Source organism: Mesorhizobium sp. WSM4840 (assembly GCF_055811755.1).
The window spans coordinates 43,356-69,393 of record NZ_JBVVQD010000023.1; the positions used below are offsets into that span (position 1 = coordinate 43,356).

Genomic DNA, 26,038 nt, shown 5'->3' on the forward strand with positions numbered 1-26,038 from the left:
CAAAGGGAGGAATACCATGCGCATCAAGACTATCGCTCGTCATCTGGCCGTTACCGGACTGCTGCTCGGCGGCATCGGCCTGGCCACTAGCGTCCAGGCACAGGACGCCAAGACCATCACCGGGGGCTTCGACGTCGGGCCCGGCGGCTTTCCCAAGAACTTCAATCCGCTGGCCGCGACCGGCGGCTTTACCTGGCTCAGCACCTATTTTGAACCGCTGGTCATCTACAACGCCGATCTGACCGAACTCGAAGGCGATCTGGCCAAGGGCTACAAGGTCAGCGACGACAAGCTGACCTATACGTTCAACCTTGCCCAGGAGAGCTGGCACGACGGCAAGCCGTTCACATCCAAGGACGTCAAGTTCACGCTTGAGCTCGCCAGGAACAAAGCCTCCGGCAGTTTGTTTGCCGCGCGCCTCGGCGACATCGCGTCGGTCGACGCGCCGGACGATCGCACCGTGGTCGTCAAATTGTCGAAGCCCAACGGCTCCTTCCTGTCGGTTCTCTCGCAGGTGATGATCCTACCGGAGCATGCCCTGGCCGCGATGCCGCCGGAAACGCTGGCCACAAGCACCTGGTGGTCCACCACTCCGGTCGGCACCGGCCCTTTCAAGTTCAAGCGCTATGTTAGCGATCAATATGTCGAACTGGCCGCGGATGACGACTATCGCGGCGGCAAGCCGAAGGTCGACGTGCTCATCAACAGGTATTTCGAAAGCCCGGCGGCGGCCGTTGCCGCGCTGCGCGCCGGAGAAATCCAGTTCACCTATGTCGAGCCCGACGATGCGGTATCCTTCAAGAGCGACAGCAATTTCAAGGTGATCGAGGGCGCCTCCTATGTGGTCAACTACATCGGCCTCAACCAGAAGGTCGAGCTCTTTAGGGATGTTCGCGTGCGCCAGGCGATCATGTACGCGATCGATCGCAATGCGATCATCGAGAGCCTCTATGGCGGGGCGGCCAAACCGGCCAATTGCGGCTACGTCGCGCCGCACCTGCTTCCCGAAGGCCTCGAACCCTATGCCTATGATCCGGCAAAGGCCAAGGCTCTGCTTGCCGAGGCTGGCTGGGACAAGATCAACGGCGACAAGCCGATCACCTTGCTGACCTATTACGGCTCGCCGCAAGCGGCCAATGTGATGGCTGCCATCCAGTCGATGCTGGCCGAGGTCGGGATCAATGTGGTGCCGCGCGTCGTCGATACGCCGACTTATAACGGCATCGTCTACAAGGAAGGCACGCCGGACTGGAACGCGTTTGCGATGGTCTATGCCGGCCTGCAGAACGGCCCGAATCCGGCTGGCATCAGCCCGGGTCTCAACAAGTCCCAGATCCCGCCGGCAGGCTTCAACACCATGCGCATCGAGTTCGACGATCTCAGCGCTGCATTGGACGCCGCGCTCGGCCAGACCGATCCGGCCAAGATCGATCAATCCTGGCAGCAAGTCTGCAAGGTGATGAACAAGGATCTGCCCTGGGCGACATTATGGGTGGCCAATCGCTATGGCGTCGCCTCCAACAAGCTGCGTGACTTTGTCTGGACGCCGGCGCCGGCCGGCGGTCCTTATGCGGCTCACCCGGAACGCTGGGATATCCAGTAAAAACGGCTGGCGGGCCACGCCGGCGCGCCAATGAAACGGGCCGGCACGATACCGGCCCCGCTCACCATCACCACGGATAGCCAATGCTGAGTTTCATTGCCCGCCGCAGCGCTACAGGACTGTTGATGCTGGTCGCCCTGAGCGTCCTCATCTTCATCCTTCTGCGGCTGGCGCCCGGCGATCCGATCGACGCCTATATCAACCCGTCCAGCCCGATGTCTGCTTCCGACGTTGAAGTCCTGCGCGACCGGCTTGGGCTCGACCAGCCGCTTCCCGTGCAATATCTCGCCTGGCTTCGCGCCGCGCTCGGCGGCGACTTCGGCTATTCGATCCAGCGCGGCGGCGTTGCCGTGCTGCCGCTGGTCATGGAGCGCATCGGCCCAACCGCGCTGTTGATGGGCACCGGCCTGGCCATCGCCATCGTGCTCGGCATTTCCGCCGGCATCTTCAGCGCCGTCCGCCGTAACACGCTGCCCGACATCGCTCTGTCGGTGGTTTCTTTCGTCGGCATCTCCAGCCCGGCTTTTCTGACGGCACTTCTCGGGCTGTACTTTTTCTCGGTGCTGTTGCGCTGGGCGCCATCAGGCGGCATGCAGACCGCCGGCGCACCTTTTTCCGTATCGGACGTGCTCGCGCATCTCGTCCTGCCCGCCTGCCTGCTGTCCATCGGACACGCCGCGCTGATCATGCGCTACATGCGCGCGTCGCTGCTGGAAGTGCTCAACCAGGACTATGTGCGGACCGCGCGCGCCAAGGGAGTGCGCGAATTCTGGGTGATCATCAAGCACGCGACCCGCAATGCGCTTTTACCTGTTATCACCCTGATCGGCTCGACGGTCGGCATCGCGATCGGCGGCGCCATCTTCCTCGAAAGCGTGTTCAACTGGCCGGGCATGGGCCTGCTGCTGGTCAACGCCGTCGGCACAAGGGATTACCCGGTGATCATGGGCGCCACCTTGGTAATCGGCATCTGCGTCATCCTGGTCAATCTCCTGACCGATATTGTCTATGCCGTCGTCGACCCGCGCATTCAGGTGTCGTGATGACAATCACCGCGCCAGACCCGACAGCCGTGCCGAAAACCAAGGGACCGCTCCGCCGCGCGGTCGACCGCTTCTTTGAGAACCGTGCGGCGCGCGCCGGTCTGCTTATCGTCGTCCCCATCCTGCTGGCAGTCTCGACCTATCCTCTATGGTGGCCGTTCAGCCCCAACTCCATCGATCTCAGGGCGATCAACAAGGGACCGTCCGCCATTCATTGGCTAGGCAGCGACGGCGTCGGCCGCGACGTCATGGCCCGGCTGCTGCAAGGCGGGCGGATCTCGCTGCTGGTCGCCGTATGCTCGGTCGCCATATCGATCGTCATCGGCTTCCTGGTCGGCGCCGTCGCCAGCTTCGGCGGGCGCCTTGTCGACGGCACGGTGATGCGCTTCGTCGATCTCGCAATGACGCTGCCGCCGGTGATCTTCCTGCTCGTGCTCGCTTCGATTGCCGGCACCGGCATTGCGCCGACCATCCTGGTGATCTCGCTGCTCTCCTGGCCGGTGCTGTCGCGCATGGTGCGCGCCCGGCTGCTCGAGCTGCGCGAGCGTGACTTCGTCGTCGCCGCCCGTGGCATGGGGGCGGGGCTGCCGCATCTCCTGTTCCGTCACGGCCTGCCGAACTGCATCGACATTCTTGTCGTCTACGCCACGCTGCAGATCGCCAACGCCATTCTACTCGAAGCCGGTCTCTCCTTCCTCGGTCTCGGCATCGCGCCGCCCGAAGCCAGCTGGGGCAACATGCTCAATCTCGCCCGCTCCACCGTGGTGCTCGAGCAATATCCCTGGCAATGGATGTTTCCCGGCGCCGTCCTCGTGCTCACCGTCCTGGCCATCAACTTCATCGGCGATGGCCTGCGCGATGCATTCGACCCCCGTTCCGATCTCAACTGACCTGAAGGTTTTTTCAAAAATGCCCCTGTTTACCGGCGTCGTGCCACCTGTCGTCACCCCGCTCCATTCCGATTTCAGTGTCGACTTGCCGTCGTTCACCCGGACGATCGAAAACCTGCTCGACGGCGGCGTCCACGGGCTCTTCGTGCTCGGCTCGACCAGCGAAGTAGTCTTCCATGACGAGGCCGGCCGCAGGGCCATCATCGAGCACGCGGTCAAGGTCAACAACGGCCGCGTTCCGATCTTCGCCGGGGTCATCGACCCGACAACCGATCGTGTCATCAACCACGCCCGGACAGCCAGATCGGCCGGCGCCGACGCTGTTGTGGTCACAGCGCCCTTCTATACCCGCACCAGCCAGCCCGAGATCGGCGATCATTTCCGCTATATCAAGGACGCGGTTGACATCCCGATCATCGCCTACGACATCCCGGTCTGCGTCCATGTCAAGCTGGAGCGCAGGACCACCGTCGGCCTTGCCAGCGAAGGCGTTATCGCCGGTATCAAGGATTCCAGCGGCGATGACGGCAATCTGCGTTATGTGCTCAAGGACATGGCCAACGATCCGAGTTTCTTCGGCATGACCGGGTCCGAGATCCTGGTCGACAGCGTGCTTGCCATGGGTGCGCATGGTGTCGTGCCGGGCCTCGCCAATGTCGACCCGCACGGCTACGTCAGGCTGTGGAACCTGATGCAGGCGGGTCAGCACGCCGAAGCCCGCCTGGAGCAGGAGCGGCTGTTGAAGCTGTTCGAGATCGTCTGGATCTCGCTCGGCAGGACAAGCGCCGGCTCGGCCGGCGTCGGCGCCTTCAAGAGCGCGATGAAGAGCCTCGGCATCATCGCCTCCAACACCATGGCGCGGCCGCAACGCAGCTTGAACGACGAGGAAACCGCAAAGGTCGAAATCATCCTTCGCGACGTCGGATTGCTCCGCTGACCGTGGACGCTCCGATACTCTCGATTTCCGGTCTGCGGGCGGTGTTCCGTATCGCCGGACGCGACATCGCCGCCGTGCAGGACGTCGATCTGGTGATAGGTTCGGGCGAGACGGTCGCGCTGGTCGGCGAGTCCGGATCGGGCAAATCCGTCACCAGCCTGTCGATCATCGGCCTGCTGCCGAAGAAGATCGGGCGCATCGCCGAGGGATCGATCGCGCTGCGGCGCAGGGACGGCACTGTCACCGAGCTGACCGGCCTCGATCCTGAGTCGCTGCGCAAGGTGCGCGGCAACGACATCGGCATGGTGTTCCAGGAGCCGATGACCAGCCTCAATCCGGTCTACACCATCGGCGAACAGATCGCCGAGCCGATCCGCATCCATCTCGGCAAGTCGCATCGTGATGCGGCCACTGATGCCGTGCGACTGCTGGCTCAGGTCGGCATTCCCGATCCCGATCGGCGGGCGCGGCAATACCCGCATGAGCTGTCGGGAGGGATGCGCCAGCGCGCCACCATCGCCATGGCATTGTCCTGCGATCCGACCTTGCTGATCGCCGACGAGCCGACCACTGCGCTCGACGTCACCATCCAGGCCCAGATTCTCGACCTGCTGGCCGAGCTGCAGGCGCAACGCGGCATGGGCATTCTGTTCGTCACGCACAATCTCGGCGTCGTTGCCGAGATCGCCGACCGGGTCGCGGTGATGTATGCCGGGCGCATCGTGGAATCGGGTCCGGTGAGCGAGGTGTTCACTCGTCCGCGTCATCCCTACACCGCCGGGCTGATGCGTTCGGTGCCGCGGCTCGGCCAGGCCACCATGCTGAAGGCAGCAGGAACGCCACTTCCGACCATCGCCGGCAATGTTCCGTCGCTGGCCTTGCTGCCCAATGGCTGCTCCTTCGCGCCGCGTTGCGCCCTGGCTGTCGATGCCTGCCGCACTGCTGTACCGCCATTGTTCGCGGCGACACCGACCCAGCAAAGCCGTTGTTTGCGCTGGGAGGATCTCTGATAGTGGACGCCCCCTTCCTTTCGGTCAGGTACCTGACCAAGCATTTTGCGCCGACGGCGTTCTCGCGCGGTCCCGTCGTCAGGGCGCTGGAAGATATTTCCTTCGACATTGCGCGCGGCCAGGTGGTCGGTCTCGTTGGCGAATCCGGATCGGGCAAGACCACGATCGGCCGCTCGGTGCTGCGTCTCATCGAGCCGACGTCCGGCGAAATAAGATTTGACGGCGTCGATATCACCAAGCTGAGCGCCGGCTCGCTGACTCGCCAGCGCCGCAAGATGCAATATATTTTCCAGGATCCGTTCGCCAGTCTGTCGCCGCGCATGACCATCGGGCAGATCCTGACCGAAGGCCTGGATATTCAGGGCATCGGCAACAGGCCCGAGCGGCGGGCGAGGGCGGAGAAGGCACTTGCCGCGGTCGAGTTGCCGGTCGACGCCTATGACCGCTACGCCCACGAATTTTCGGGCGGGCAGCGTCAGCGCATCGGCATCGCCAGGGCGCTTACGCTCGAACCCGAATTCATCGTCGCCGACGAGCCGGTCTCTGCCCTCGATGTCTCGATCCAGGCGCAGATCATCAATCTTTTGCGCGACCTGCAGGTCCGGCTCGGTCTGACCATGCTGTTCATTTCGCATGACCTGGCCGTCGTCGAATATATCTGCGACACGGTGATCGTTCTCTACCTCGGCCGGATCATGGAAGTCGCGCCTGCCGCCGCGCTCTATGCCCGGCCGCAGCATCCCTATACGCGCGCGCTGCTCTCGGCCATTCCCTCGCTCGACCCACTGGCCAAGCAAGGCCGGCAGGTGCTGAAGGGCGACATTCCAAGCCCGGCAAATCCGCCAACCGGGTGTGTTTTCCGAACCCGTTGCCCGGTTGCCCTGGATGCTTGCGCCGGAATCGTCCCGCCACTGCGGGCAACAACGTCCGATGGCCATCTGAAGGCCTGCATTCGCGACGATATCGCCTAGCACTCACTCGTTTTCCGCGCGAATTGAGCTACTTGTCTTCCCAGAAATCGGCGTGGAGTTGCGCCGCTTCATCGGCAAGCAGCGGGCCGACGACTTCAGTCGGACGCTGCCCAGCTTCGAAAACGATCGTGCAGGGGAGGTCGAGTGTGGGATTCTCGGCGTGTGCACCCGTCAATGCTTTGACGTCATGCTCGCTCTGCCCAAAGACGACCCTTCCGATGCCCGCCCAATAGATTGTCCCGGAGCACATCGCGCAAGGTTCGGCCGAAGTGTAGAGTGTGAAGGAGGCCAGCTTTTCGAGACTGAAATGCATCCCCGCCCACGAGGCCAGCAGCCTTTCGGCATGAGCGGTGCGGTCGCCTCCTCCGGATTTGTAACCGTTGAGTTGCTCGCGCAACACATTGCCGTCTTTGTCGGCGAGGAGCGAACCAAAGGGATGTTCGCCAGCATCGCGGGCCCTGCGCGCGACTTCGAACGCCTGACGGAGCAGGCGCTCATCATAGGGGCGTTGTGGCATCGGCGGATCCTCCGGCAGCGCCGTTTGATCATAGTGCCGAACAATCCGCCGACTCAAGTGGGTGGATTCAGCTCGGCAATGAGTGGCTGAACAGCGTCGTTGTGTTCTTTGTTCCGTCAGCCATTGTCCCGATCTCGGACGGACCAGACCAGAATGTCCTCATCAATCCTCGTCATCCTGCCGCGGCCCGAATTAAAATCGCACGGATCGATCCGTTCGAGCTTGACGTTCGGCTGTTCAAGGGCTGACTGCGGGAGGATGAGGACTACTAGGCTTGCGTAAGCCATTTGGGCCTGGGCACAGCCTGCAACAGGCTTTGCGTATATTCGTGGCGAGGCGCCCCGAACAGCGCCGCGGTTTGGCCTTCCTCGACAATGCGTCCATCTTTCATGACCATGATCCGGTCCGCGAAATGGCGCACGATCGGCAGGTCGTGTGTGATGAAGATATAGGAGAGGCTGAGCCTCGTCCTAAGGTCGGCCAGAAGGTCGATCACCTGCGTCTGGATAGAGATGTCGAGCGCCGAAACCGCCTCGTCACAGACGATCAGTTCCGGCTCGCTCGCAAGCGCCCGTGCAATGGCGATGCGCTGTCGCTGGCCGCCGGAAAACTGATGCGGGTAGCGGTCGGCGTGCTCCGGCAACAGCCCCACCAATTCCAGCAGCTCTGCCACTCGAGCCTTCCACCTGTTCTTCGGCAGAATATCGCGGTGGATCACCCAGGGTTCGGAAATGATCGAATAAACGCGCATGCGCGGATTCATCGATCCGTACGGATCCTGGAATACCATCTGGACCTTGCGCCGAAACGCCATAAGCCGCTTCTCGTTCATTTCGAAGATGTTCTCACCGGCAAACACAGCCTTGCCGGCGCTTGGCTCGTTCAGCCCCAACAGCATGCGTGCGACGCTCGATTTGCCGGAGCCCGACTCGCCGACGATGCCGAGCGTTTCTCCTCTCCTGACCTCGAAGCTTATGTCGTCCACCGCCTTGAACGTCCGCTTGCTGCTGAAGGCTCCGGAAGCAAGCACATAGTGCTTGGTGAGATGTTCCACCTTGAGCAGGGTCTCGTCGGCGGTCGTCGTCGAACGCTTGTTCGGCGCCCCCGCTGCGTTGCCGTGGGGCAGGGCGGAGATGAGGCGGCGGGTATAGGCGTGCTGCGGATTGCTGAAGACCTCCTTGGCGATGCCTGTCTCCACAACCTTGCCGCCGTTCATGACGATAATCCGGTCCGCCATGGACGCGGCGACTTCGAGGTCATGGGTGATCATGATCAACGCCATGCCGGTCTCGCGCTGGAGATCACGCAGCAGATCGAGAATCTGCGCTTGCACGCTGACGTCCAAAGCGGTCGTCGGCTCATCGGCGATCAGGATGTCCGGTTTCAGCGCGATCGCCATGGCAATCATTACGCGCTGACGTTGTCCGCCCGAGAATTGATGCGGATAGAAGTCAACGCGGTTTTCCGGCTCTGGAATGCCCACGCGCCGAAGCAGCTCTATAGTCTTGGCGCGTGCGTCCTTGCCGGCTCCCGCGCCGTGGCTCTCATAAACCTCCTCGATCTGGCGCCCCACCGTGTAGACGGGGTTCAAATAGGCGAGCGGATCCTGAAAGATCATCGCAATTCTGCGGCCGTTGATGCTTCGGCGCGCCTCGGCACCGAGGCCCGAGAGTTCGACGCCATCGAAGAGGCAGGAACCGGCCACGACATCGCCTGGCGGACAGTCGATGAGATCCATCACCGTGCTGGTGCTGACGCTCTTTCCCGAACCGCTTTCGCCGAGGATCACCAGTGTCTCGCCACGGCTGACGTGGAAAGAGACATCGTCGACGGCGCGTACCGGCTCATCGTCCGAAAGGAAATCGACGGTCAGGCCCTCGACTTTGAGAATGGTCGCGTTGCTCATCGGGCAGCTTTTCGCAATGTCTGAAGACGCCAGCGTTGCTGCGGATCAGCGACGGTGCGCGCCCAGTTCGAGAGGATGTTGAGCGACAGCGTCGTCAGCATGATCGCAAGACCCGGCCAGAATGCGATCCACCAGGCGGTGGCGAGATAGCCGCGGCCGTTTGCCACCATTGCACCCCAGGTAAAGTCAGGTGGCTGAATGCCGAGGCCAAGGAAACTCAGCGCCGATTCCGATAAAATGACGGTCGCGAAATCAATGGCGGAAATCGTCACCAGTGTCGGCAGGACCAGGGGTGCGATATGCCGGACGATGATCCGGGTCGGCTTCGCACCCATGGCTCGCGCCGCGCTCACGAACATGCGCTCGCGCAGCTCCAGCACCTCTGCGCGCGCCGTTCTGAGGTAGATCGGCATGCGCGTGACGGCGAGAACGATCACCAGGTTGGTGATGCTCGGGCCCAGCGTGTAGAGCACGATGAGCGCCAGCAGCAGCGAGGGAAAGCTCATGACGACATCGGCCAGGCGCAGGATGAGATGGCTGTACCAGCGCTCCGAATAGCCCGCTATCAGGCCGAGTGTTCCGCCAACCAGCATCGACGTGAATACCGCAGCCGCGGCAATGCCGAACGTGTTCTGCGCGCCGACAATCAGCCTGGCCAGAATGGGCCGGCCGAGGGTATCGGCGCCGAGGACATAGATCCAGCCGCTGGCCAGCGAGAACGGGGCGAGATTGCGCTGGCGCAGCCCCAGCCGCGAAGCGGCGTCGCCCACCAGCCACGGGCCGAGGACCGCCGCGATGACGACGATCGCCAGGAAAATAGCGGCGGCGAGCGCAAGCCTGTCGCGCTTCAAATAGGAGAGAAGCACGCTGCCGCTGCCTGGAACGGCCGCCGGCTTGATGTCGGGGGTGATGATCGTCATGGCTCAGTACCGGATGCGCGGATCGAGAACCGCATAAAGCAGGTCGATCGCGATGTTCAGGATGAAGATGGCGGTGGCCGTCACCAGAATGGTCGACTGGACGACAGCAAAATCGCGCTGGATGATCGAGTCGATCATCAGCTTACCGATGCCGGGCCAGCCGAATATCGATTCCACGACGACAGCGCCGTTGACGAGACTGGTCGCCAAGTCGCCGGCGACCGTGACGACGGGCAGCAGCGAATTGCGAAGCGCATGCCCGAAGATGATCTTCTGACGGGGCAGGCCCTTGGCCCTTGCGGTCTTGATGTATGGAGAGGCAAGTGCGGACAGCATCGTTCCGCGCACGACCTGCACCAGGAGACCGAAGGGACGAAGCATCAGCACGAAGCTGGGCATGATCCAATGCGCCGAGCTTCCGGTGCCGGATGTCGGCAAAAGCCCGAGCCCTACGGCGAAGACAAGGATGCCGACGATGGCGACCCAAAAATCCGGCGCGCTTGCGCCGGCCAGGGAGACGAAGCTGGCGACACGGTCGAAGATGCTGCCCGGCCGTGCGGCCGCCAGAGAACCGACAAGGATAGCCAAAGCGGTCGACAGGGTGATCGCGACGGCGGCAAGCTTCAGCGTTTCCGGGAACGCCTCAAGCGCGACCTGCATCGCCGAGCGGTTCTGGCGCAGCGATTCACCGAAATCCAGCTGCAGAAGATCGCGCAAATAATCCAGAAACTGCCAATAGATCGGCTGATCGAGGCCGTTCAACCGCGCGAACGCGGCCCGAGCTTCCGCAGTCGAGTCCAGAGGCAGGTACAAGGCGGAAGGATCGCCGGTAAGCCGTGTCAGGAAAAAGACCAGCGTCAACAGACCTATGACCGACAGGATGCTGTGGAACGCGCGGCGTCCAAGATAGGTAATCATTTGGGATGCCCTTGGACGGATATCGACGGAGGCAACGGGTCAGGGCGCAGGGTCTCGATCGGACCCAGCGCCCCTGTATCACTCAGTCTTTTTTGATAGCGATATTGGCCAGCGGTATTTCGCTGTTGGTGGTGATATCAGGCTTCCATTCCAGCCTGGTGCCAACGCGGGTATAGCCGATCATATGAAACATCGGGATGTCCGCCACTACTTCGTTGCGGGCCTTGCCGAAGATCGCCTTGAAGCTGTTCGTGCGGGCCTCGCCGGTCGCCGCCAGGGCCGCGTCTATCTCCTTGTCGAATGCCGGATCGGCCAAGGTCGAGTAGCTGCCGCTCGATCGGTAGAAGATCGGAACCGTGAAGGCCGCATCGCCCTTGTTGTTGTCATGCATCATCTGCAGGAGATTGGGGCCGCGCTCCGGCGGGAACGGCTTTTGCAGATAGCGCAGCCAGTCGGCGACATCGAGCATGGTAAGCTTGACGTTGAGGCCGGCGTCCTGCCACATCGTCATCATGGCCTCCATCGCTTCGGCGCCGTTCGGATAGATGCCGTTTCGCCCGATGAGCTTGATCTCGGTGTCGACCGCGACACCCGCCGCGCGCGCTTCTTCGATGAGCTTTTTCGCCTCTTCCGGATCGTACGGCCAAGGCTCGAGCGCATCGTCATGCCCGTTGATCCCGGAGACGACCATCTGCGACGCACGCTTGACGTCGTCGCCGAACAGCTGGGCAAGGCCCTCCCAGTCGATCGCCAGGTTGAGCGCCTTGCGCACGCGCAGGTCGTCGAGCGGCGGCTCGGCGGCATCGATGCGGATGGCGGTGGTTTCGGAGTTCAGGTAGGCGAAATCCGTCTCCGGATTGCTGGCGTCCTGGATGGCAATCGACGGCGTCAGGTCGGCTTCCCCGGTTTCGACCATGGCCGCTCGAATCGAGGATTCGGGCCGCCAGACATAGGTTGCCTTCGTGATCTCCGGCTTCTTGCCCCAATAGCCATCGAACGCGTCCAGCACGACGGTTTGCGGGGAAAAGGTCGACAGCGTGAACGGGCCAGTCCCGACCGGATCGTTCACCGCCTGGCCGACCGGCGTTTTCGGCGAGACGATCATGACCACGCTCAACAGCGTCGGCATGATGGGTTCGGGCCTGTCCGACTTTATTTCGATGGTCAGGTCGTCGACCGGCGTCAGCGTTAGTTTGGCATCGCCGAATTTCGCTATGTTGCTGCAGGTGATCTTGCCGCTGATCATCCTGTTGATGGAGAATGCGACCGCATCCGCGTTGAGTTCCGTTCCGTCCTGGAATTTCACGCCCTCGCGCAGCTTGATCCGCCAGGTCGTCGGGTCCACGCTGGTCCACTCGGTTGCCAATTTCGGCTGAGGTTGTCCGGTGACCGGATCGATGACGGTCAACGATTCAACAACGTTTTGGCTGAGTATCTGGCCGAGATTCGTGATGATGGTGCCGCAGGGCTCCAGATTGGCCGGCTGCTCCGGCAGGACGACACGGATTTCCTGCGCCGCACCTTGTGCGACAGCCGATGGCGCGGCGGCAGCGGTCATCAATACGGCAGCTGCAATCGTATGAACGCTTCTATTCATGTCTCTCCTCCCTTTGATCTTCCGTTTGGGATCTTCCGTTCTGGCTGTCGTGCGACGGGCGAACCTCCTCGTCGCGTTCGTCCGACAATTTGCCGATCTCCCGGCGACTAGGCGGCGATCTTCTCGATCAATCCGCGCAGCACGTCTTTTTCCTGCGGCTTCAGATCCGTCAGCGGCGGACGAAGCGGGCCGGGTGTCCGTCCTATGAGTTCGACGCCTGCCTTGATGATCGACACCGGATAACCTTGTTCTCGATCGCGTAGAGCCGCGAAGGGGAAGAAGAAGCTGTGCAGGATTTCTTCCATCGCAGCGCGATCGCTTGTCCGCATCGCCCTGTAGAAGCGCTGTGCCAATTCCGGCACAAAATTGAACACCGCAGAGGAATAAGTCGTCACGCCGGCGCCGTTGAAGCCCTCGGCAAAGAGCTCATGCGTGGGCATGCCACCGATGTAGCAGAGACGATCGCCAAGTTTTGCGGTGACGTGGCGGACAAGATCGATCTTGCCTGTGCCGTCCTTGAAGCCGATGAGGTTTGGGCACTCGTCAGCAAGGCGAGCAACCGTGTCGGCATTGGCGACCGAGTTCGCACGGTTGTAGATGATGACGCCTAGGCCGGTGGATTGGCACACGGCTTTGACATGCCGGAATATCCCCTCTTGCGAGGCCTCCATCAGATAGTGAGGCAGAAGCAAGAGACCGTCGGCTCCCGCAGCCTCGGCGCGGCGGGCGATTTCCGTAGCGAGCGCCGTGCCGTAGCCGCAGCCGGCGATGATCGGCACGTCTCCCGAGGCATCCTTGGCTGCACGGGTAACGTCGGCGACCTCTTCCGGCGACAGGGAGAAGAACTCACCCGTGCCGCCGGCCGCGAACAGGGCAGCGGCGCCGAACCCCGACAGCCATTCCACATGCGCGCGATAGCTTTCGAGATTGAGGCTGAAATCCTCGTTGAAATGTGTGACCGGAAACGACAGCAGCCCTGAAGCGACACGCGACTTGATTTCATCTGGCGACAAAGGAACTCATCCCACAATTAATATGATGTCATCCAGATTCATATGATGAGTATGCGGACGAGTCAACTGCTGGTGTTGTCTTGATTTGTCGAGCGCCGGACGGTGAGGGCACGATAGCGCTTAATCCCCGTCACCAAATGGCGGCGCATCGCCTCACGTGCCTTTTCCGGGTCACGGGCGAGAATCGCATCCGCGATTTCCCTGTGCTCCTCCAGAATTGGATGGTCGCGATTGGGCAAGGGGTCGATGCCGCCCATCATCGTCTTGAACTTCACCCGCGGGATCATCCGCCGGCCGACATGTTCGAGGAATGCCTTGAACCGGGCGTTGTTCGTTGCGGTGGCAATCGCCATGTGGAACTGGAAGTCCGCCTCGTCGGTGGGTTGTCCTTGCGCCATGAGATCGGCGAACCTTTCGACCTGGGCCTCGATTTCGGCCTCCTGCGCCGGCGAACTGCGGGCTGCAGCAAGGCCCGCTGCCTCGACTTCGATGCCGATGCGCAGCTCGAGCTCTTCGATGATGTCCGAGATCTTGTTCGTTTCGTCGGTGAAGAGCTTCAATCCCTCGTCGACGGGTTTCGGGCCGAGAACGAAGACGCCGGCGCCTTGCCGCGATTCCACCAGCCCGTCGGCGCGAAGCGCGGCAATGGCCTCCCGGACGACAGTGCGGCTGAACCCGAACCGGTCAATCAGCGCGGGTTCTGTCGGCAATTTGTCGCCAGGCGCATAAAAGCCGGCTTCGATCTGGCCGCGCAGCGCATCTGCGACCTGAGAAACGAACGACCTGCGGGACGTTCGATGTTCGGCCTGCTGCATGGGTCCTCCAAACTTTGCCGGGTCATGAGGATCCATACTCCCAGTGCGGGTCAAAAGCGAGGTCATCATATGAAATTTGTCACAGCCATCAGGTCATCATGTGGCTTTCTGCGCTCGCTGGCTGATGCGGCCACGGCGATCATCCACACGTGACGGCTTTCAGGCAGCGGCCGTCGGCAGGTGATCGCGGACCCACCTGACGATCTGCCCCGCCGTCATGGCGCCGGATGTGCGCGCAACCTCCTGTCCGCCATGGAAGAGGATCATCGCCGGGATGCTGCGAATGCCGAGCCTGGCTGCAACGGCCTGCTCATTATCGGAGTTGAGCTTGATCAGGCGAACATGCGGCTCCAGTTCGTTTGCTGCTGCTTCATAGGCCGGCGCCATCATCTTGCAGGGGCCGCACCACGGTGCCCAGATGTCGACGACAACGGGGAGGCTGCTTCGTTTGACGTGGCGATCGAAGCTCTGTGCGTCGACGTCCTCGGGATGGCCCGAGAACAGCTTGGAGCCGCACTTTCCGCATTTCGCGTCCCCGGCATCCCGTCCAGGCGGCAGGCGATTGACCCCGCCGCATTTGCCGCAAACCACCAGTTTTTCCTGCGTCATGCCCATTCACCCATCTTTATGCGCGTCGCCGTCACGATGCTGTCTTGAGTGGAGCACCCTGCGCAGCAGCGGCCGCTTCCGAAACGCTTGCCAACTCGGCGGCGATATCGGCGAGCTTTCGATCGGCGTCGACCTTGCGCCAGGTGGACGGGGTGGCCTTTCGTTGCAATTGCCGCGAAAGGATATCGATGGTGGCATCGGAAGGGCCACCCCGGCGCTCGCTTACCCGTCGCCAAAGAACAAGCGGATCCGCCTCCAGCCAGAATCCGGCGAAAGCAACGTCTCTGCCGTTTGCCGCCTTCTCGATGCGGTCGCGATCGGCCGGCCGGTCGAAGACGGCATCGGCGACCACCGAACCGCCTTCGGAAAGGATCAGGTCGGCGCGCCATGCCATTTCGCGGTAGACGCGGTCCGACACATCAGGTCGATAAGCCCTGTCCGGCAGCTTCGTTTCGGCCGGCACCCCATGCATGGCTTTGCGGATGCGGTCGCTCTCGACAATGCGCGCGCCGGGCGGCGCGCCGACATGTGCGGCGAGTGCCTCGGCAACGGCCGTCTTGCCAGAACCACTCAAACCGCCGATGGCGATCAACCGCGGCGGCCTTGGCTGGAGAAGTGTTCGGGCAAGCTCGAAATAGGATCCGGCCTCGGCAATCAGCCCGCCGGAATCGGCACTGCCTTCCTCGATCTGGGTTGCGGTGACATGCGCGCGCACCGCGGCCCGCACTGCCATGAAAAACGGCAAGAGAATGAAGCCGTCCTCGTCGTCTGCTTCGTCGAGGTAGCGGTTCATCACCAGGTTGGCGAGTTCCGGAAAGCCGCGATGCCAAAGGTCCATCAGCAGGAAGGCCAGGTCGTAAAGCACATCGATGCTGGCGATCTGGTCATTGAATTCAATGCAATCGAAGAGGCGGGGCTCTCCGTCGAAGAGACAGATGTTGCGCAGATGCAGGTCGCCGTGGCATCGCCGGATCTTGCCTGCCGCCTCCCGCCGGTCGAGCAACTCGCAATGACGGCCGAGGGCGGTGCGAAAAATCCCGGTGAATGCCTTTATCTCGGCTTGCTCGAAAACATGGCTGGTGGCAAAGCCGGCTTCGTTGATGGCGAGCACGCCTGCCAGGTTCGAGGATCCGCTGCCCTTGTGGACCTCCGGCGCGCCGCGATGATAGCGCACGATCATGCGCGCGACCGCCGTCATCAACGCAGGCGTCAGTTCGCCGCCGACTGCCATTCGATCGAGCAGCTTCGACTGGTCGAAGCGGACCATCTCGATCGCCGCATCGACCAGTTCGCCGCTTCCATCGAAGGCGAGCTTGCCGCCGGCCTCTCGCGTGATGCGCCGCACCCCCAGATAGAGACCGGGCGCGGTCTTGGAGTTGAGCTCGACCTCCTTCTCGCAAGCGGCGAGCCGCAGCGCCGCGGTCGAGAAGTCGACATAGGGCAGCTTGACCGCTCGTTTGATCTTGTAGGCGCGCTGGCCAACCAGGAAGACACGCGAGATATGGGTTTCGATCGCCTCGACCGGCCCGCTCTCGCCATATGCGGCAGGGTCCATCAACATCGCGGCCACGGATTCCTGATCTTCGACGATCATCGGATGCCTCTTTATCGTATCCAACCTTTGGAATCCGACGAGCGTGGTCGCTGAAATTCCGCGCCATCAGGCCCTTGCTGCCGCAGCGTCTGGATATAACCAGCCAAGTCACGGATGCGTTCCGTGATGATGCTTCTCCGGTGTTCGGGCGGTATTTCTTAGCGTCCTCCGGAAGAAAGTTGGCGACCACACAGGCATGTCGCGATCGCCATGTTCCGGCACGACGTAACGGCCTGAAGCCTATTGGCGTCGGCACTGGCCACGTTGATACGGATCAAATGATGCGTGGCGACGTTCTTCACTCAGCGCCAGGAACGCGCCGAGCCGTCTCGCTGTTATTGCAACGACGATTTGGCTTTGACGCAAAATCGGGAGCAGCCACCATGGCTTTCAGGACGATACTTACCGTTACGGGACCGAACAAGCGAGACGGCGATCTCAAGCTTGCCGCCGATCTATGCAACGAGATCGGCGCCCATCTTGCTGTTCTGGTGGTTGCCATTGCTGCGCCGCCACCAGTCGGAGAGTACGCCGCGGTCGTTTCAGAAGCCTGGCTCGAACAGCGTCAGGCCGACGAGAATCTGTCGAAGAAGCGAACCGCTGCCGTGTCGGCTTTTCTCGCCGGCAGGGTTCTTTCGGCCGATGTCTCCAGCGAATATCTGGAAGCCGGCTGGGCCGACGACACCATCGGCCGCCGTGCCCGCTACGCCGACATTACGGCTATTGGACCGGAGTTGCTTGCCAACGAAACGCTGAAAAGCAAAGCGATCGAAGGCGTATTGTTTTCTTCGGGAAAGCCCTTGCTGCTCATCCCCGAGGGACCGAGGCCGACACTGAAGCCGAAACGCGTGCTGATCGCCTGGGACGCCCGTCTGGAGTCATCGCGTGCCGTCCGCGAGTCGCTCGACATGCTGCCAGGTGCCGATGAGGTGCACCTTGTCATGGTCGATCCGGTGGAGGACGAATACCGCCACGGGGCCGAACCCGGAGCCGACGCCGCTGCCTATCTCGCGTGGCATGGCGTAAATGTCACGGTCGACCGGCTGCCCAGCTTGGATCATTCAGTCGCCGACGTGCTTCGCAGGCACGCGGTCGACATCGCCGCCGATCTGATGGTGATGGGCGCCTATGGTCATTCCCGGTTGCGCGAGCGCATCTTCGGCGGCGTCACCGTCTCGATGCTTGAAGACCCGTCGATGCCGATCCTTATGGCGCACTAGCAAGACTCACGGCGGTCGTTCAAATACTGAAGCGGTGGGCCGGCGGGACCTCTGCCGGCCCTTGCTTTGGAGAATCCGTCAGGAGTTACAATGGTACGGCTAGGGCTGCCGTTCTTCGCGTGCCAAGCACCGACACGATTGGCCGCGAACTGCCTGTCAGGAGACATCGGTCAGTCCGCCGGCCAGAGGACGGCAGTTTCGGGAAACGCTTAACTATTTGTTTTTTCTGGTCGGAGTGGCAGGATTTGAACCTGCGACCCCATCGTCCCGAACGACGGGGTCTGCCAGAAAAAGGTCGGATTTTCAGCATTCCTCATCACGGCCGGGGGCCTTTGTTCACCTTTGTTTCTGACTTAATTGTGGGGTTTCTGTGGGGAGTTGTGGGGTGTTCTTCTTCTGTGCCTTTGGCATGCGGACAACGTTTTTCGGCAGGTTTCTCGAACGCGACTTGGAGACGATCGCCTCGGCTGCATCCGCTTGGAAGTCTGGATGATGATGTCCATAGGTCTGGATCAGCATCTCAACGGTCATGCCGAGGAAGCCGGCCGCAGCCCACGGGTCGGAGCCCTGTTGCATTAGCCAAGTAGCAGCGGTGTGGCGAAAGATGTGCGGGGTAACGTCGGTACGGAACACCCGCTTGACGGTTCCGTCTGGGGCTCTCACGTCGTCGTACCAGCCGAGCCCCGCTGCCTCGACCACGGACCGGAAGGCCTTCTTGATCGACTGTACCGGCTTGCCGTTCCACTCGACAACATAGTCCTGGGCGATCATTCGGCCAATGTTTTCGCTTTTGCTGCGACTCCTAGTCTTAATCTCAAGCGGCGTAATCGCCCACCGCCGTACATGGGCAAGCAGGCGATTGGGCAGGCGCACCGGCGGCTGACGTTTTTTCGTCTCGAGACGACCAGCCACACGACGATAGAACACACCGCGCTCAAGATCGACATGCCCCGCTCCCTCCGTTGGACGGATAGCAGCGCCGCAGATCGCAGCCGAACGGGTTCCGGTATAGAGAGCGACAAGGATAAAGCGTGCGACGTGTCGTCCAGTCCGACGGTCGCTAGGCTTCCCCTTCCAGGACTGGCGCATGCGCCATGCAGCACGGATCAACGCGGCGGCCTCGCTACGGGTCAGCCAGCGATCACGTGGCGCAGACTTCGATGGCAACACGATCGCTGGCGTCGAGGTTACGTAGCCTTCTCGATGATAGTTGTTTAGCGCCGCTCGCAAGTCCTCCAGCTGCCGCCGAGCGGCTGCGCCGCCGCCGTGCGCTTTGGCATAGTCACGGCAGGTCTTGCCGTCGATGTCGCCAATCATCATGTTGCCAAACCAGTTCAGAACCGCCACGAGCCGGCCCGCGGTTTCTTTTGGTTTGGCATGAGAGGGCGCGACGTCTGTTAGGTAAACACTAACGGCGTCGGCTATCGCGACGGTAGTGGGATCACGACCGCGCTCGCGGACCGGCTGGTACTTTTCGGTGATGTAGCTGGCGAGCCGCATTTCAGCGCGTTCGCGGTCGCCAGTGCCGCCGCAAGCGCTGATGAAGGTCGCGCCGTCCCGGATGAACCAGCCGGCTCGGCTGCGCAAGGAACCGTCCTGTTTCCTGCTTTCGTCGCGCCAGACAAGGCGTGCCCCTTTCGAAGTCCTTGACATCTTTTCCTCATGTCGGCGATCGCCGCCAAGGTTACATACTCTTTGCCCGCGATCATTTCGGTGACCAGTCGTCCTGCATCTCGCTCCTTGCGAAGGCCAGGTGCGCCCATCGTACCATCTGGGAATGCGATGCGGGCTGCTATGTCCAGACGGAGTGGCGCGGTTTGGTCCAGTTGATTGCTTTTCTCAAGGATAGAGTTGGTCATAGATCAGGAGACATCCTGGCTTTAGGGAGGCTTTCGACGCTGGAGCATGCCTGATCTATGTTGGTAGATGTCTCGGTTCCACGGCCCTTATACCAGGTACTATAGGGGAAGAGGCTTTTCAGAGTAGAAGGCCCCCGGAGGGCAACTGCTATTACTTGAAAAAGCAAAATCTTGCGCGGGCCGTGTTCGGGACCATACCCGCCGCTAACCCGTCCTTTCCCTACGAATATGATGTACCCCTTCCCCTTCCGACCCAAGGTGCGCGGGTGATCGAAAGATCCCGCCGCCGAGCCAGTTCAAAAACGTCCCAGTTACTGGCGAAGTTGCAGGCCAGAAATGCGGTCCGAAAATCCACCGGGCCGTGCCGCTCCTCTTCGCGCAGTTGGATGCCTTGACCGAAGGCGAGCCTCTGACGGAGGAGACGACACGGGCCAGACGCCCTGTAGGTTCCTGGAGTGCGCCGTTGTCGATCAGCAGATGCAAAGAACGTGGCGAGTGCGGTGGCCGAACTTGCGCGCTGGGGAGCATCATTGAACGATCGAAGGCTTGCTTGAGAAGGAGGGAGACCAGCGATCGTGATCTCATCGGGCGCAGAGCGGGGGACGATCCTCCAAGATCATTCTTTCGGGACGATACGCTCGACGGCCTCCCGAAGCCTCGCGGCCGTCCGTCGTTCGCGCTCCTGGATCAGCTCCTGCAGCCGATCAGGCGGAATGGTTGGCACGAAGTCCGCTGCGGTTACTTCGCCATCACGATAGGTGAAGTTGAGCGCCATTGCTCCGACCAGGTTCACGTGCCGGGCGAGAAAGGACGCAAGTTCTTTGAGGCGGGCGGCATGGGCATACAAGAGAGCTGCGGCCGTGGGAGATTTGTGAATAGTGACATTGACCAGCAGTTCATAGCCCCTCCACCACATCAGTTCCCCAAGTCCTCGCCATGGGACCGAGTGGGAGGATTGGGCCGCGACCGCGTACCTGGCCAGAAAGTCTTCGTCGTACAGGATATCGAGATCGCCGCGGGCCCAGTTGATCTCCGCGTTGCCCTTTTGATTGATGCGGCAATGGATGAACACCCTGGGCTTCCTGTTCTCATCGCGAACGGCGGCGCTCCAGTTGGGCGGGTCAATCAGGATGGCAACGTGCTGTTTGTTGAGGCCGCAGTCGTAGCCCTCGTCGTCAAGCATCCAGACCAACTCGTCGATCAACCTGGATTTCCCGGCGCGATGGCGCTTACGCGCCAGAGCCAGGTAGTCGGAGCTTGAGATGGAAGGATCGAATGGTTCAGTCATTTTGAAAAGTCCTGTGGAGGAGGATGGTTGGGCGCCGTGGAATTCTGATGTCGGATCGCTATGTTAGGAGCGAGTCATCCGCTCGAAGCGGCCCATGACATGGTGGTAGACCTCAGGGGCCTCGTGGCCGGTGTCAGCCATCAGTGTCGCGGCACGTCGCAACGTTGCGATCGTTGATTTAAGGGCGTGGAACTCCTTGTCCTCGTAGTGGAGGTCCAGCTCCGAGGAGAGTTCGCGTAGAAGGTCGGTCAGCATGTTTGCCGTTGTCTGATCGATGGTCATGTTTTGTGGGTCCCTAATCGAGTTTGAGTGAAAGTGGATACATATCATTTTCAGTAGAAATCTACTGTTTGAGATAGATAATTATGAAGATGAGGAACGCAATGGGCCGTGCAAGATTTTTTTGGCGGAGAATGTTCGGATGACCGAGACAGAGTGGGAGCAGCTGGTGAGCGGGCTCCTGAAGGCCGAGCTCAAGCTTCAGGGCCTGAGCTATGCCGATCTGGTCGAAAAACTGGCCGCTATCGGGGTCGCAGAGAAGGAAGCGAACATCAGCAACAAGCTGTCACGCGGACGCTTCAGCGCCGTGTTCTTCGCCCAGTGCCTCAAGGCGATAGGGTCGCAAAGGCTGAAGCTCGACTGACCTTAAGGGAAATGGCGCCTGCGCCTCGGCCACGCTGCGGTACAGACCCGGCCGCGGCAGCTCTGATTGAGCAACTCGAGCTTTTCCCTGGGTCGCGTTTAGGCGCAGGCGGGGCGGGGGCATCGGCTCAGAGGCGCTGTCAGTAGACGCGCCTGCGCCAGGCCGAACCGGAGCTGACGTTGCCGAGGTTGATGCCGGTCACGGCAATCGGAAATTGAGCTGTGGGGCATGGCTTAGGTACAGGCGGTGCAGGTCGGCCGCCTGAGGTGGTGAACCATCGACACCGCAGGCGCGCCTGTGCCAGATCAAGTCCAGGCGCGCTTTAGGCGCTTTCACAGCGACAAGCAGTGGCAATTCGGATCGGGCACCGGCGCTGGCGCGAGCAGAAGAGCACAGTTCGCTTCTGCGCCAAGATTTACTCCGCGCGTGCCTGAGAAAATCCTGCCAGGCCAATCTCGGACGTGCCAGTGACGGTATAGCCGATCAGCGTCGATGGCCGTGGAGAGGAACAGGTTGCGAGTGCCTTGGAAGGGCACTGGCCGGCCAGTTGGGGCCGCAAATTTCAAGAGCAAAGTGACAGACTGGGAATCGCATAAAGAGCTTTGCCCCTATGAGCCCAACAGGTCCGTTTCTCTATTATTTTCCCTTTGGAGCAGAATAAGGGGGTAAATATTGTTTCTGTTTCAAAGCTGACTGAGAGAAGTAGTACTATAGTAAAAAATCTCCTTATCTATTTTCAAAAACGATCTTTCTCTTACCCCCCTAACGCCCCACATCACGGATGTCATCAAACTCGGAGCGACTAGTGGCACCTCCCAAAATCCCCGTTCTCGCTCGTATCGACCGTCGGTCCCAACGCGACGGAATTCATCTGCTCTGGGATGGCCGCATCAGAAGAGGACGCCCTTACCTCAAGGGCGTTGGCAACCCAGTGCGAGTCCTCCTGAATGTTGCTGATCCTGGTATCCAGGTCCGTAACACTTGTGGGGTGGAACGGTGCATCGAGCCCCACCACTACCGAGTGATCGTGGAGACACCATTCAAGTACGACGACGGGCCGAGATCATTTTGGCGCGACCCCCGGATCGAAACCTCGGGTCACTTCAGCGATCGCGAGCTGGAAGAGATCGAGTGTGAGGTTTCGGGCCTGATCAATGGTGAGACCATTGAGGCGGACGTGGTCGCAGCAGCGTTCAGGCCAGAAATGCTGGCTGAAATCTTGCGTCGCGCCCGCGCCCACAGCTGATCTTATAAACGCCGTCGCGAGCTTCAACTCGGTCGACACGCGCTGGGCTGGATCATCAGAGCCACAGCGAGATTATACAAGAAAGAGAGGGCGCTCCCCAAGAGCGCCATTTTTATTAGCATCTTTTGATGAGGGAGCCACGTGCAACGGGGATACATTGGGAAATTAATTCGCCGCTAGGCCCAACGGTCTCGTCGTAGCGGCCTCGGTCTCATCGATCGCGGGCGAGCGATGAATGGGCACGCTCGCCCTTTGGACTCGGTCTCTACATATGGTCGGGCATCACAGCGACAACCTCACTTCATCGCCCCCAGAACCGTCACGTATTTGTAGACGTAGACATCGCGTCCATCCTGGACCTCTCGCAGCTGTTCGAACCCGAAGGTTGGGGCCAGCTCTTTCATCAATCCGCGAAAGCGACTGCGTTGCACACGCTGAACGCCCCCCGCCATAGCGCAGAACTGCCAGTATTCGTCGAAAAGCGGATCCTCCAACATTTGGCTCTTGGAAGCGCTCAGCCCTTCGTGTTCGCGCTTTCCCACCCGCAGGCGAGGGCTCTGCGACAGAAAACAGCGGACCGAGTTGTTCTGGTTCGCCATCTCACCAACCATTGCCAAGTGGCTCGACGGGAGGGTGAAATCCCTGTTCTGCTCCAAGCGCCCGAGTCCTTGCAGTGCCCAGGCGACGATCTGCTCGCGCTCGCCTGCCAGTATGACTTGGTCGATGTCGATGACCTTCTTCTCCAGCGGGATGCGTCGCGCAAATTCCAAGAACAACCAGCGACGGTTGAAGCCCTCGGATGTGTCCTTGCTCTTTGGCGTGTGATTGGAGGCGAACCATTGCGCTGCCTTCGGCCGAAACTTGAAGATCGGCTGGTTCTTGTTCTGAGCTTCGATCTCTTGGCCCTCAACCACCTGCTTGAAGATGTCGCCGGCAATGTCGCGCTTCTCGGAGATCTCGCCCGCGAAGTTGACCAGCTTGTCGGCCATTTGGGCCGGCATGAACTTGTCACCCCAGTCGGTCGGCGGGACCGCAGAGTGACAACCGTCGGGCATCAGGCCCTTGAGGATTTCCAGAATGCGGGATTTCCCGCTATGTGCTTGGCCGATCAAGCAGATAGCCCGCTGATAACGGGATGTGATGCCCATCAAAGTTGCTGCAAGTGCTTCCTGGAGCGCCATCACCTTGTCGCCATAATCAGGGTCTTCTCCCCAGCAATCGTCCAACATCTGGAGGAAAAGCGGGCAGCGGCTATCCTGTTGATAGCGATAGGGCAGCACATAAGTGCAGCCGAACTCCGGCGAGTGCTTGCGGAGTTCCATCTTCTCGGTCAGGAAGCCGTTGGCGAAGTTCACGCCGGTCACCGATAGCGTCTTCAGGTCTTCCGACAGCAGTCCGGCCATCAGCTTCACAATTTGGGAGATGTCGGCATAGCGCGCGCAGATCGGCAGGTGCCCGTAGTTGTCCGACACGTGTTTCACAAAGTCGTTTGGGTCGACCGTCTGCCAGGACGCGCCCTTCCATTGCCAGAAACGGCCCTGGTGGTGCCTCAACTGGCCAAACGGTTCAAAGTCCTTGATGGTTGCGCGCGCAACCTCGGAGTGATGCTCTCCCTCTATATCGCCGGCACGCAGCTTTTTGAGCTGCTTGCGCAGAGTGCTGATCGTATAGACGCCTTGCGACTGGGAGTTAATGAACTTCAAGATGCGCTCTTCGTCCAGCAGGCCAAGCTTGCCGTTCCGCGCGATGCGGTCCAGCGCCACTTCCACGGCGCGCGTCCAGCCCTCGGTGTCCGGTGTGACGTGACGCTCGAATTCGCTGGTCAGGTGTCCAACGATTTTGTCCTTGTCCCACTGCTCGTTTGCGTCGGTGATGACAAGGCCGAGCTTCTCCTTGTCTTCGTCGGTCAGGCCGTCGTCCCAGCCGACAGGGAGAGCCTTACGCTTCTCGCCGGTCACGTCGCGCATAAGGAAGTCGATGACTTTGGTCTGGGCCTTGCCGGCGTCGACTTCGTCACCGGCCACCTTCTCGGTGTAGCCCTCCACCCATGCCTTCATCTCGCCCATCGCTTCGAGCAACGACCTTTCACCCCTGGTCACCGCCCTTGCTAGCAAGCCGGCATTATAGACCATAGCGTTGTCGCGTGCGCCGGCGGGCACGAAGGATGTGATCTTGGTGTTGCCCGAGCTCGAAAGGTCGATCCCCTCGGCCTTCAGAGCCTCGCGGAGGATGCTCTCGACGTTCTTGGGGAGCGCCGGGAGCGAGCCGATGACCTCGATCAAATCGCAATTGGCGGCATAGGCTTTGCCCGTATCGGGGTGGATCGATGGCGGAAGCACGATCTGCGTGCCCTTCGAGAGGCATTCCAGTAGCATTTCCCCCTTCGAGCCCTTGATGCGAAAAGTCCGCTCGCCCTCAAACCGGAAAGCGTAGACCGCGCCCTTGCGACCCACACGGCGCCAGGGAGACGGCGGCAAGAGGTTCTCGACGATGCGCTGAATGCGGGGATCCTCGCTGTCGACGTCGATTGCGACAACGCCGGAGGCGGCGCCCATTGGGAGACCGATGTTGCCGATGCCCTTGGTGTTCAGCCAGAGGTGCTGCTCGCGCTCGGTGGGCATGCGATCGGCGAAAACCTGCCACGCATCGATCCACGGGTTCTTGAAACCGACCCTGAGAGGGATCGCAGGCTTGCCAACGGCCCAATATTTAGGCGCTTCCGAGGCGAAAATTCCCATTAGTAGCTCCACTCGAAAATCCAGAAGTTTGGTGATATGTGGGGCCGCTCCAGATGGTCATAACTCTCGCCCAGGTGGTTCAGAACCACTCAGCGATTGGGCAATCGCGCCCTTGCGCAAGGAAGAGGAGAAGCTGGACATCAGGTAACCTCACGTTGAGGTGGCCTCATGTGGGGGAGAGTTTCCGAGATGTCGAACCAGGTACTCTAGGACAAGCCAACTTCGTCCCCCTACTTGGCTACACCTTTGACGACGGGCCCGAGGCAGGTCCACACCGAGCCTTTTGGGGAGCTTCATAGCTTCCGCCAGGAAAGGGGGAGTAAGCCGCTTGCTCGTTATCGCGCAGAAGCCATCCTGCACTCGCGATCAGCGCCCCTCCCTTGCGCGGCCTGGAAGTAAGCGAGCGCGGCTATCGTCACAGCCAGGTCTCTCAAAATTTCTACGGCACTATAGGACGAGTGATGCTTGGCGATCGCAAAGCGGAGCAGACACTCCCATTTCACGCTGCGAAGCTGGCGCCGTGGGCGCACCGGAAGAACATCAATGTGAAAGGTTAGGGCGGCCAACCAGCCTTGGTAAGGGCTGTTTGAAAAAGAGTTGTGGGGGGGGGGGGGGGGGCGCGCCCGCGGGGGGGGGGGGGGGGGGGGGGGGGGGGGTTGTGGGGGTTGTTTAAGATAACGAAGGACCGGCGGCGCCGGCCG

22 protein-coding genes are annotated in these 26,038 nt (G+C 61.1%); 9 read left to right on the forward strand and 13 right to left on the reverse strand.

All coding sequences use genetic code 11. From position 1 onward, the window contains the following. Nucleotides 1-16: 16 nt before the first annotated feature. The 6 genes from AC0L3I_RS26085 to AC0L3I_RS26110 all read left to right on the forward strand — a co-directional run bounded on the left by AC0L3I_RS26085 (nucleotide 17) and on the right by AC0L3I_RS26110 (nucleotide 6,454). Nucleotides 17-1,603, forward strand: a complete 1,587-nt coding sequence (locus AC0L3I_RS26085) for an ABC transporter substrate-binding protein (RefSeq protein WP_473488768.1) — start codon at nucleotides 17-19, stop codon at nucleotides 1,601-1,603. Between the two features lie 83 nt (nucleotides 1,604-1,686). Further along, nucleotides 1,687-2,646: an ABC transporter permease gene (locus AC0L3I_RS26090; protein WP_473488769.1), complete on the forward strand. Its 960-nt coding sequence runs from the start codon at nucleotides 1,687-1,689 to the stop codon at nucleotides 2,644-2,646. After that, nucleotides 2,646-3,536 (forward strand): ABC transporter permease, encoded by an 891-nt coding sequence (locus AC0L3I_RS26095; RefSeq protein WP_473488770.1) that lies wholly within the window; start codon nucleotides 2,646-2,648, stop codon nucleotides 3,534-3,536. The genes AC0L3I_RS26090 and AC0L3I_RS26095 overlap by 1 nt, the downstream gene beginning before the upstream one ends. 19 nt (nucleotides 3,537-3,555) lie before the next feature. Beyond that, complete coding sequence (locus AC0L3I_RS26100; protein WP_123149250.1) at nucleotides 3,556-4,473, forward strand: dihydrodipicolinate synthase family protein; 918 nt, start codon at nucleotides 3,556-3,558, stop codon at nucleotides 4,471-4,473. Between the two features lie 2 nt (nucleotides 4,474-4,475). Beyond that, nucleotides 4,476-5,483 carry an oligopeptide/dipeptide ABC transporter ATP-binding protein gene (locus AC0L3I_RS26105; RefSeq protein WP_192358944.1) on the forward strand — a complete coding sequence of 336 codons (1,008 nt, stop codon included), beginning with the start codon at nucleotides 4,476-4,478 and terminating at the stop codon, nucleotides 5,481-5,483. Between the two features lie 2 nt (nucleotides 5,484-5,485). Next, complete coding sequence (locus tag AC0L3I_RS26110; protein WP_473488771.1) at nucleotides 5,486-6,454, forward strand: ABC transporter ATP-binding protein; 969 nt, start codon at nucleotides 5,486-5,488, stop codon at nucleotides 6,452-6,454. Between the two features lie 28 nt (nucleotides 6,455-6,482). Here AC0L3I_RS26110 and AC0L3I_RS26115 read toward each other — a convergent pair whose 3' ends face one another. From AC0L3I_RS26115 to AC0L3I_RS26155, 9 genes are all read right to left on the reverse strand, one after another. Next, nucleotides 6,483-6,971 (reverse strand): nucleoside deaminase, encoded by a 489-nt coding sequence (locus tag AC0L3I_RS26115; RefSeq protein WP_473528730.1) that lies wholly within the window; start codon nucleotides 6,969-6,971, stop codon nucleotides 6,483-6,485. Between the two features lie 268 nt (nucleotides 6,972-7,239). Beyond that, entirely contained in the window at nucleotides 7,240-8,877 is a 1,638-nt protein-coding gene (locus AC0L3I_RS26120) for an ABC transporter ATP-binding protein (protein ID WP_473528731.1), read from the reverse strand. Beyond that, nucleotides 8,874-9,797 (reverse strand): ABC transporter permease, encoded by a 924-nt coding sequence (locus AC0L3I_RS26125; protein ID WP_473528732.1) that lies wholly within the window; start codon nucleotides 9,795-9,797, stop codon nucleotides 8,874-8,876. Before AC0L3I_RS26125 ends, AC0L3I_RS26120 begins: the two co-directional genes overlap by 4 nt. 3 nt (nucleotides 9,798-9,800) lie before the next feature. Then, nucleotides 9,801-10,715, reverse strand: coding sequence for an ABC transporter permease (locus AC0L3I_RS26130; RefSeq protein WP_473528733.1), 915 nt, complete (start codon nucleotides 10,713-10,715; stop codon nucleotides 9,801-9,803). 82 nt (nucleotides 10,716-10,797) lie between these two features. After that, entirely contained in the window at nucleotides 10,798-12,312 is a 1,515-nt protein-coding gene (locus tag AC0L3I_RS26135) for an ABC transporter substrate-binding protein (RefSeq protein ID WP_473528734.1), read from the reverse strand. Nucleotides 12,313-12,419: 107 nt separating this feature from the next. Continuing rightward, nucleotides 12,420-13,325 carry a 5-dehydro-4-deoxyglucarate dehydratase gene (gene kdgD / locus AC0L3I_RS26140; protein WP_473528735.1) on the reverse strand — a complete coding sequence of 302 codons (906 nt, stop codon included), beginning with the start codon at nucleotides 13,323-13,325 and terminating at the stop codon, nucleotides 12,420-12,422. A gap of 62 nt (nucleotides 13,326-13,387) precedes the next feature. Next, nucleotides 13,388-14,140, reverse strand: a complete 753-nt coding sequence (locus tag AC0L3I_RS26145) for a FadR/GntR family transcriptional regulator (RefSeq protein ID WP_473528736.1) — start codon at nucleotides 14,138-14,140, stop codon at nucleotides 13,388-13,390. 159 nt (nucleotides 14,141-14,299) lie between these two features. After that, nucleotides 14,300-14,749, reverse strand: a complete 450-nt coding sequence (gene trxC / locus AC0L3I_RS26150) for a thioredoxin TrxC (RefSeq protein ID WP_473488779.1) — start codon at nucleotides 14,747-14,749, stop codon at nucleotides 14,300-14,302. Nucleotides 14,750-14,780: 31 nt separating this feature from the next. Next, on the reverse strand, nucleotides 14,781-16,343 hold the full coding sequence (locus AC0L3I_RS26155) for a bifunctional aminoglycoside phosphotransferase/ATP-binding protein (protein WP_473488780.1): 1,563 nt from the start codon (nucleotides 16,341-16,343) through the stop codon (nucleotides 14,781-14,783). A gap of 383 nt (nucleotides 16,344-16,726) precedes the next feature. Between AC0L3I_RS26155 and AC0L3I_RS26160 the strand changes: the two genes are divergently transcribed. Then, complete coding sequence (locus AC0L3I_RS26160; protein WP_473528737.1) at nucleotides 16,727-17,563, forward strand: universal stress protein; 837 nt, start codon at nucleotides 16,727-16,729, stop codon at nucleotides 17,561-17,563. 336 nt (nucleotides 17,564-17,899) lie between these two features. Here AC0L3I_RS26160 and AC0L3I_RS26165 read toward each other — a convergent pair whose 3' ends face one another. The 3 genes from AC0L3I_RS26165 to AC0L3I_RS26175 form a co-directional block, all read right to left on the reverse strand. After that, entirely contained in the window at nucleotides 17,900-19,150 is a 1,251-nt protein-coding gene (locus tag AC0L3I_RS26165) for a site-specific integrase (RefSeq protein WP_473528738.1), read from the reverse strand. A gap of 888 nt (nucleotides 19,151-20,038) precedes the next feature. Beyond that, a complete protein-coding gene (locus tag AC0L3I_RS26170) occupies nucleotides 20,039-20,710 on the reverse strand; it encodes a hypothetical protein (protein ID WP_473528739.1) in 672 nt (223 codons plus the stop codon). A 63-nt stretch (nucleotides 20,711-20,773) separates the two neighbouring features. After that, nucleotides 20,774-20,992: a hypothetical protein gene (locus tag AC0L3I_RS26175; RefSeq protein WP_473528740.1), complete on the reverse strand. Its 219-nt coding sequence runs from the start codon at nucleotides 20,990-20,992 to the stop codon at nucleotides 20,774-20,776. A 139-nt stretch (nucleotides 20,993-21,131) separates the two neighbouring features. Between AC0L3I_RS26175 and AC0L3I_RS26180 the strand changes: the two genes are divergently transcribed. Together AC0L3I_RS26180 and AC0L3I_RS26185 are read left to right on the forward strand one after the other, a co-directional pair. Beyond that, nucleotides 21,132-21,353, forward strand: a complete 222-nt coding sequence (locus AC0L3I_RS26180) for a DUF6471 domain-containing protein (RefSeq protein ID WP_473528741.1) — start codon at nucleotides 21,132-21,134, stop codon at nucleotides 21,351-21,353. Between the two features lie 805 nt (nucleotides 21,354-22,158). Beyond that, nucleotides 22,159-22,599, forward strand: a complete 441-nt coding sequence (locus AC0L3I_RS26185; protein WP_473528742.1) for a hypothetical protein — start codon at nucleotides 22,159-22,161, stop codon at nucleotides 22,597-22,599. Nucleotides 22,600-22,895: 296 nt separating this feature from the next. Here AC0L3I_RS26185 and AC0L3I_RS26190 read toward each other — a convergent pair whose 3' ends face one another. After that, complete coding sequence (locus AC0L3I_RS26190) at nucleotides 22,896-25,337, reverse strand: phage/plasmid primase, P4 family (RefSeq protein ID WP_473528743.1); 2,442 nt, start codon at nucleotides 25,335-25,337, stop codon at nucleotides 22,896-22,898. Nucleotides 25,338-26,038 lie beyond the last annotated feature (701 nt).

Excerpts from the sequence above, each read along its gene's own strand:
- AC0L3I_RS26085 (WP_473488768.1), top strand. The coding sequence starts at position 17 with ATGCGCATCAAGACTATCGCTCGTCATCTGGCCGTTACCGGACTGCTG.
- AC0L3I_RS26090 (WP_473488769.1), top strand. The coding sequence starts at position 1,687 with ATGCTGAGTTTCATTGCCCGCCGCAGCGCTACAGGACTGTTGATGCTG.
- AC0L3I_RS26095 (WP_473488770.1), top strand. The coding sequence starts at position 2,646 with ATGACAATCACCGCGCCAGACCCGACAGCCGTGCCGAAAACCAAGGGA.
- AC0L3I_RS26100 (WP_123149250.1), top strand. The coding sequence starts at position 3,556 with ATGCCCCTGTTTACCGGCGTCGTGCCACCTGTCGTCACCCCGCTCCAT.
- AC0L3I_RS26115 (WP_473528730.1), bottom strand. The coding sequence starts at position 6,971 with ATGCCACAACGCCCCTATGATGAGCGCCTGCTCCGTCAGGCGTTCGAA.
- AC0L3I_RS26120 (WP_473528731.1), bottom strand. The coding sequence starts at position 8,877 with ATGAGCAACGCGACCATTCTCAAAGTCGAGGGCCTGACCGTCGATTTC.
- AC0L3I_RS26125 (WP_473528732.1), bottom strand. The coding sequence starts at position 9,797 with ATGACGATCATCACCCCCGACATCAAGCCGGCGGCCGTTCCAGGCAGC.
- AC0L3I_RS26130 (WP_473528733.1), bottom strand. The coding sequence starts at position 10,715 with ATGATTACCTATCTTGGACGCCGCGCGTTCCACAGCATCCTGTCGGTC.
- AC0L3I_RS26135 (WP_473528734.1), bottom strand. The coding sequence starts at position 12,312 with ATGAATAGAAGCGTTCATACGATTGCAGCTGCCGTATTGATGACCGCT.
- AC0L3I_RS26145 (WP_473528736.1), bottom strand. The coding sequence starts at position 14,140 with ATGCAGCAGGCCGAACATCGAACGTCCCGCAGGTCGTTCGTTTCTCAG.
- trxC (WP_473488779.1), bottom strand. The coding sequence starts at position 14,749 with ATGACGCAGGAAAAACTGGTGGTTTGCGGCAAATGCGGCGGGGTCAAT.
- AC0L3I_RS26155 (WP_473488780.1), bottom strand. The coding sequence starts at position 16,343 with ATGATCGTCGAAGATCAGGAATCCGTGGCCGCGATGTTGATGGACCCT.
- AC0L3I_RS26160 (WP_473528737.1), top strand. The coding sequence starts at position 16,727 with ATGGCTTTCAGGACGATACTTACCGTTACGGGACCGAACAAGCGAGAC.
- AC0L3I_RS26170 (WP_473528739.1), bottom strand. The coding sequence starts at position 20,710 with ATGACTGAACCATTCGATCCTTCCATCTCAAGCTCCGACTACCTGGCT.
- AC0L3I_RS26175 (WP_473528740.1), bottom strand. The coding sequence starts at position 20,992 with ATGACCATCGATCAGACAACGGCAAACATGCTGACCGACCTTCTACGC.
- AC0L3I_RS26180 (WP_473528741.1), top strand. The coding sequence starts at position 21,132 with ATGACCGAGACAGAGTGGGAGCAGCTGGTGAGCGGGCTCCTGAAGGCC.
- AC0L3I_RS26190 (WP_473528743.1), bottom strand. The coding sequence starts at position 25,337 with ATGGGAATTTTCGCCTCGGAAGCGCCTAAATATTGGGCCGTTGGCAAG.